Raw genomic sequence first — 5,990 nt, forward strand, 5'->3', positions numbered from 1 at the left:
CGTGCGGCACCGTCCGCGGCAGCAGTCCGCGCGCGGTCTCGGTCAGCACCGGCCTGGACGGCACGAAGGCGACCGGTACGACGGACTCCGCGGCGTCCATCCGGATCGCGCGGGCCGCGCCGCCGTCCGTCCAGGCGAGTGTGAAGCCGCCCAGCAGGCAGGCGGCGACGTTGTCCGGGTGGCCCTCGATCTCGGTGGCCAGCTCCAGCATCGCGGTGGTGTCGAGCTTCTCGGCGCCGCCGGTGGTGACGGCCCGGGCGGCGACGATGCCCGCGCAGATGGCGGCCGAGGAGGACCCCAGCCCGCGCCCGTGCGGGATGCGGTTGGCGCAGACGACCTCCAGGCCGCGGGGCTGCCCGCCGAGCAGGTCGAAGGCGGTGCGCAGGGATCGGACGAGGAGGTGGCTCTCGTCCCTCGGGAGGGTCTCGGCCCCCTCACCTGCGATGTCGAGGTGCAGGCCTGACTCGGCGACGCGGACCACCACGTCGTCGTAGAGCCCCAGGGCCAGGCCGAGGGCGTCGAAGCCCGGACCGAGGTTGGCACTGGAAGCGGGGACGCGCACCCGGACGGCGGCGGCGCGGAACGCGGGACCGGCCATCGCTCGATGACTCTCCTTGGTTCGTGTGCTGGTCATGCGTGCGAGCGACTCCCCCCGGCACCGCGGCGGGTGCCGGAAGTCGCGTGTGCCGGGCCCCGGCCCGGCGAAAGAACCGCTGTGGGGGCGGCTTTCGGAAAACGCGACACATGCCCCTGGCACATTCGTCTGTGCGGGGTGGGATGAATCCCAGCCTATCCAACGAAGGTTCGGTGGCGACACAGGGCGCACGGGAGGCGCACGATGCGTGTCGTCTCCGGAACCGTGCTCCCGGATGGCCGTTGCAGTGAACCGGGCGCGGCAGCGGGCTGCCGCCGACCCGGTGGGGACGTCAGTCCAGGCCGAGCCGTTCGGCGGCCGCGGCGGCGTCGACCGGCACGGTGACCGGCTGCGGGGCGCCCGCGACGGCCCAGTCCGGGTCCTTGAGGCCGTTTCCGGTCACGGTGCAGACGATGCGCTGCCCGGGATCGACCTTGCCCTGCTCTGCGGCCTTCAGCAAGCCGGCGACGGAGGCCGCCGAGGCGGGCTCCACGAAGACGCCCTCCTGCGAGGACAGCAGCCGGTAGGCGGACAGGATCTGCCGGTCGGTGACCTCGTCGATGAAGCCGCCGGACTCGTCCCTGGCCCGCTCCGCGCTGGACCACGACGCCGGGTTGCCGATGCGGATCGCGGTCGCGATGGTGTGCGGGTCCTTGACCGGCTCACCGCGGACGATCGGCGCCGAACCCGAGGCCTGGAAGCCCCACATGCGGGGCGTCCGGCCGGCCGGGCCGTCCGCGCGGTACTCCTGGTAGCCGCGCCAGTAGGCCGTGATGTTGCCCGCGTTGCCGACCGGCAGCACGTGGATGTCGGGCGCGTCGCCGAGCATGTCGACGACCTCGAAGGCGGCCGTCTTCTGGCCCTCGATGCGGGACGGGTTGACCGAGTTGACCAGTGCGACGGGGTAGTTCTCGGAGAGGCCGCGGGCCAGCGTCAGGCAGTCGTCGAAGTTGCCGTCCACCTGGAGGATCTTGGCGCCGTGCACGAGCGCCTGACCCATCTTGCCCAGGGCGATCTTGCCCTGCGGCACGAGCACCGCGCAGACCATGCCGGCCCGGACCGCGTAGGCGGCGGCCGACGCGGAGGTGTTGCCGGTGGACGCGCAGATGACGGCCTGCGCGCCGGCCTCCTTCGCGTGCGAGATCGCCATCGTCATGCCCCGGTCCTTGAACGAACCCGTGGGGTTGGCGCCCTCGACCTTGAGGTGGACCTCGCAGCCGGTGCGCTCGGACAGCACCTGGGCAGGGACGAGCGGCGTCCCGCCCTCCCGCAGGGTCACCACCGGTGTGGACGCCGCGACCGGCAGCCGGTCGCGGTACTCCTCGATGATTCCGCGCCACTGGGCGCTGGTGCCGGCCCGGCCGGCGGTGTGTGCGGATGTTCCAGACATCCCAGAAGTGCCAGACATTGTGCTGATGCCCCTCATTCCCCTTCGACGCGCATGATGCTCGCGACGCCGCGTACGGTGTCCAGACTGCGCAGCGCCTCGACCGTCGCGCCGAGCGCGGAGTCGGCGGCGCGGTGGGTGACGACGACCAGTGAGGCGTCGCCGTCGGTGCCCTCCTTGCCCTGCTGCCTGACGGTGTCGATCGACACTCCGTGCTCGGCGAACACCAGGGCGCACTGGGCGAGTACGCCGGGTTTGTCGGCGACGTCCAGGCTGATGTGGTAGCGGGTGACGACCTCGCCCATCGGGCTCACCGGCAGCTGCGTGTAGGCCGACTCGCCGGGGCCGCGGGCGCCGCTCAGCTTGTTGCGGCAGGCCGCGACCAGGTCCCCGAGCACCGCCGAGGCGGTCGGCCCGCCGCCGGCGCCGGGTCCGTAGAACATCAGCTGCCCGGCGGCCTCGGCCTCGACGAACACCGCGTTGTACGCCTCGTGCACCGACGCCAGCGGATGGCTGAGCGGGATCATCGCCGGGTGGACGCGGGCGGTCACCGACCGGCCGTCGGCGGCCCGCTCGCAGATGGCCAGCAGCTTCACCGTGCAGCCCATGCGGCGGGCGGACGCGATGTCGGCGGCGGTGACCTCGGTGAGCCCCTCGCGGTGCACCTCGTCCAGGCCCACCCGGGTGTGGAAGGCGATGCCGGCGAGGATCGCGGCCTTCGCGGCGGCGTCGAAACCCTCGACGTCGGCCGTCGGGTCGGCCTCCGCGTAGCCGAGCGCAGTGGCCTCGTCAAGTGCCTCGCTGTATCCGGCGCCGGAGGAGTCCATCCGGTCGAGGATGAAGTTGGTGGTGCCGTTGACGATGCCCAGCACCCGGTTGACGGTGTCCCCCGCGAGGGACTCGCGCAGCGGGCGGACCAGGGGGATCGCACCGGCGACGGCCGCCTCGTAGTAGAGGTCGGCGCCGTGCTTGTCGGCGGCCTCGTGCAGCGCCGGGCCGTCCTGCGCGAGCAGCGCCTTGTTGGCCGAGACGACGCTGGCGCCGTGCTCGAACGCGGTGGTGATCAGGGCGCGGGCCGGCTCGATGCCGCCGATGACCTCCACGACCACGTCGATGTCGCCGCGTTTGACCAGCGCGGTGGCGTCGGTGGTGACGAGGTCGGCGGGCACGCCCTCACGCACCCGTCCCGGGCGGCGTACGGCGATCCCGGCGAGTTCGACCGGGGCGCCGATCCGGGCCGTGAGGTCGTCCGCGTGCGTCGTCATGATGCGTGCCACCTCTGAGCCGACCACTCCACAGCCCAGCAGCGCCACCTTCAGCGGACGCGTACGCATCATCTGACCTCGTTCACTCGGTTTTCGTCATGTCCGGCAGTTCGTTCCGCCCGTGCGGGGCCGGGCGGAACGGCCGTCTCCCGTGCGGGCCACCGCCCGCGCCCCGCCCGGCGTCCTGCTCCGTCCAGCGGTGCAAGTCTCACGCACCGGTCCCGGGTTTCCCTCCCCGGTCCAGCATGTGGAACGCATTTCTCATTTTTCAGTCAGTGCGCTCCGGGCCGTCCCGCTCCGCGGCCGGCTCAGCCGACGTCCAGCCGGAGCAGGTCCTCCTCGGTCTCCCGGCGCACGATCTCCCGCGCCGAGCCCCCGTCCACCGCGATCACCGGCGGCCGCAGCGCGTGGTTGTAGTTGCTGGCCATCGACCGGCAGTACGCGCCGGTCGCGGGCACCGCGAGCAGGTCGCCGGGGGCCGTGTCGGCGGGCAGGAACGCGTCCTTGACGACGATATCGCCGCTTTCGCAGTGCTTGCCCACCACCCGGCTCAGCATCGGCGCGGCGTCGGAGGTGCGCGAGGCCAGCGCGACGGTGTACTCGGCGTCGTAGAGCGCGGTGCGGATGTTGTCGGACATGCCGCCGTCCACGCTGACGTAGGTGCGCAGCCCCTCCAGCGGCTTGACCGTGCCGACCTCGTAGAGCGTGAACGCGGTCGGGCCGACGATGGCCCGGCCCGGCTCGACGGAGAGCCGCGGCACGGCCAGGCGGGCCGCCTCGCACTCCCGGGTGACGATCTCGTTGAGCGCCTTGGCGATGTCGTGCGGCGCGCTGGGGTCGTCCTCGGGTGTGTAGGCGATGCCGAGGCCGCCGCCGAGGTCGATCTCGGGCAGTTCCACGCCGTGCTCGTCGCGGATCTGCGCGAGCAGCCCGACGACCCGGTGCGCCGCGACCTCGAAGCCGGAGGTGTCGAAGATCTGCGAGCCGATGTGCGAGTGGATGCCGATCAGCTCCAGCCACTCCAGGCCCAGCGTCCGGCGGACGGCCTCCGCGGCCTGCCCGCCGGCCAGCGGCAGGCCGAACTTCTGGTCCTCGTGCGCGGTGGCGATGAACTCGTGGGTGTGCGCCTCGACGCCGACGGTGACGCGGATCTGCACCGGCTGCCGACGGCCGAGCCGCTCGGCGACGCGGGCCACCCGGACGATCTCCTGGAAGGAGTCCAGCACGATCCGGCCGACGCCGGCCTCGACCGCGCGGTGGATCTCCTCGGTGGACTTGTTGTTGCCGTGCAGGGCGATGCGCTCGGCGGGCATGCCCGCCGCGAGTGCGGTGGCCAGCTCACCGCCGGAGCACACGTCGAGGTTGAGGCCCTCCTCGTGCAGCCACCGCACGACGGCCCGGGACAGGAACGCCTTGCCCGCGTAGAAGACGTCGGCCTCGGGTCCGAAGGCGTCCCGCCAGGCCCGGCAGCGGGACCGGAAGTCCTGCTCGTCGAGCAGGTAGGCGGGGGTGCCGAACCGCTCGGCCAGCTCGGTGACGCTGAGGCCGCCGACGGTGAGCGCGCCGCGCTCGTCGCGGGTGACGGTACGGGACCACACCTGCGGGTCGAGGGCGTTGAGGTCCTCGGGAGGCGTGGTGTTGCCCGGGTAGCGGCCCTCGGGCAGTACGTCGGCGTGGCGGGGCCCGGCGGGGTGGGCGGAACGGCTCATGGTGGCTCTGATCCCCTCAGAGGTGGTTCGGTGCGCTGACGCCGAGTCGGGCGAGGCCGCCGGCCAGCACCGTCCCGGTGGCCTCGGCGAGGGCCAGCCGGGAGCGGTGGGCGGCCTCGGGTTTCTCGTCACCGCGGGGCAGGACGGGGTGGGCGTCGTGGAAGTCGAAGAAGGCGTCGGCGGCTGCTTCGAGGCGGTGGGCGAGCCGGCCCGCGTCGCCCTGGGCACCGACCCTGACCACGTCGGTCAGGCGGTCGATGAGGGCGACCTCGGCGCGGGTGGCGTAGGTACCGGGCTCGGGGGTGAACCCGAGGTCGTCGGCGCCGGTGAGCAGCGCCCGGGTACGGGCGTGGGCGTACTGCACACGGAACAGCGGGTTGCCGTGCCGCCGCTCGAAGGTGGGCCGGGTGCCGGTGGCGAGGGCGAAGACGGTGTCGCCGTCGTGCAGCAGGTGCACCGGACGCACCGCACGTGCCAGGCCGTCGTGTGCGGTGCCGGCCATCTTCTGGGCCTGCGCCTTGGACAGCACCGCGTCGGTGGCGACCACGGCCAGCGTCGTGTTGAGCGGCGGAGGCCCGGAGGCGGCCACCGCCTCAGCGAGCCGTCGCCGGGCGTCGCGGTGCCGATCTGCGGCCGGCAACACGGCGCGCCCGTCCATCAGTTCGCCGTACAGCGCTCCGGTGGTCGGTTCCACCACCGAGCCGACCGCGTTGACCACCACCAGGGCACCGACAACGGCCCCCGAGGGCAGGACCACCGCTGCGGTGCCCACACCTCCCTTCAGCCCACCGGCCACCGCTCCGGCCCCGGCTCCGACATTGCCCTGCTCGGCCCCGTTCCCGGCGGCGGCTTTCCGCGAGGTCTCACCGGGGGCGGCGCTGCCCTGCGCCGCGTCGTCCTCGGCAACGGTGACGGGTGCGTCCTCGCCGCCGCCCTGAGCCGACCCGCTCGGCTGGCCGCGCCCCGCGTCGGACGCGGCACGCTGGACCGCCTCC

5 protein-coding genes are annotated in these 5,990 nt (G+C 73.2%); all 5 read right to left on the reverse strand.

Annotated features, from left to right (window positions below; all coding sequences use genetic code 11):
- A partial coding sequence (locus ACYVE9_RS13175; RefSeq protein WP_461028007.1) for a homoserine kinase occupies positions 1-598 on the reverse strand: 598 nt, incomplete at its 3' end.
- A 328-nt stretch (positions 599-926) separates the two neighbouring features.
- Positions 927-2,024 (reverse strand): threonine synthase, encoded by a 1,098-nt coding sequence (thrC, locus tag ACYVE9_RS13180; RefSeq protein WP_461028003.1) that lies wholly within the window; start codon positions 2,022-2,024, stop codon positions 927-929.
- 32 nt (positions 2,025-2,056) lie between these two features.
- A complete protein-coding gene (locus ACYVE9_RS13185) occupies positions 2,057-3,358 on the reverse strand; it encodes a homoserine dehydrogenase (RefSeq protein WP_461028004.1) in 1,302 nt (433 codons plus the stop codon).
- A gap of 236 nt (positions 3,359-3,594) precedes the next feature.
- On the reverse strand, positions 3,595-4,995 hold the full coding sequence (gene lysA, locus ACYVE9_RS13190; RefSeq protein ID WP_461028005.1) for a diaminopimelate decarboxylase: 1,401 nt from the start codon (positions 4,993-4,995) through the stop codon (positions 3,595-3,597).
- Positions 4,996-5,011: 16 nt separating this feature from the next.
- On the reverse strand, positions 5,012-5,990 hold a 979-nt coding region (locus ACYVE9_RS13195), incomplete at its 5' end, for a P1 family peptidase (RefSeq protein ID WP_461028006.1).

The organism is Streptomyces sparsus, from assembly GCF_054776295.1.

What these genes read in the sequence shown, in the direction of transcription:
- thrC (WP_461028003.1), bottom strand. Translation starts at nt 2,024, where the DNA reads ATGTCTGGAACATCCGCACACACCGCCGGCCGGGCCGGCACCAGCGCC.
- ACYVE9_RS13185 (WP_461028004.1), bottom strand. Translation starts at nt 3,358, where the DNA reads ATGATGCGTACGCGTCCGCTGAAGGTGGCGCTGCTGGGCTGTGGAGTG.
- lysA (WP_461028005.1), bottom strand. Translation starts at nt 4,995, where the DNA reads ATGAGCCGTTCCGCCCACCCCGCCGGGCCCCGCCACGCCGACGTACTG.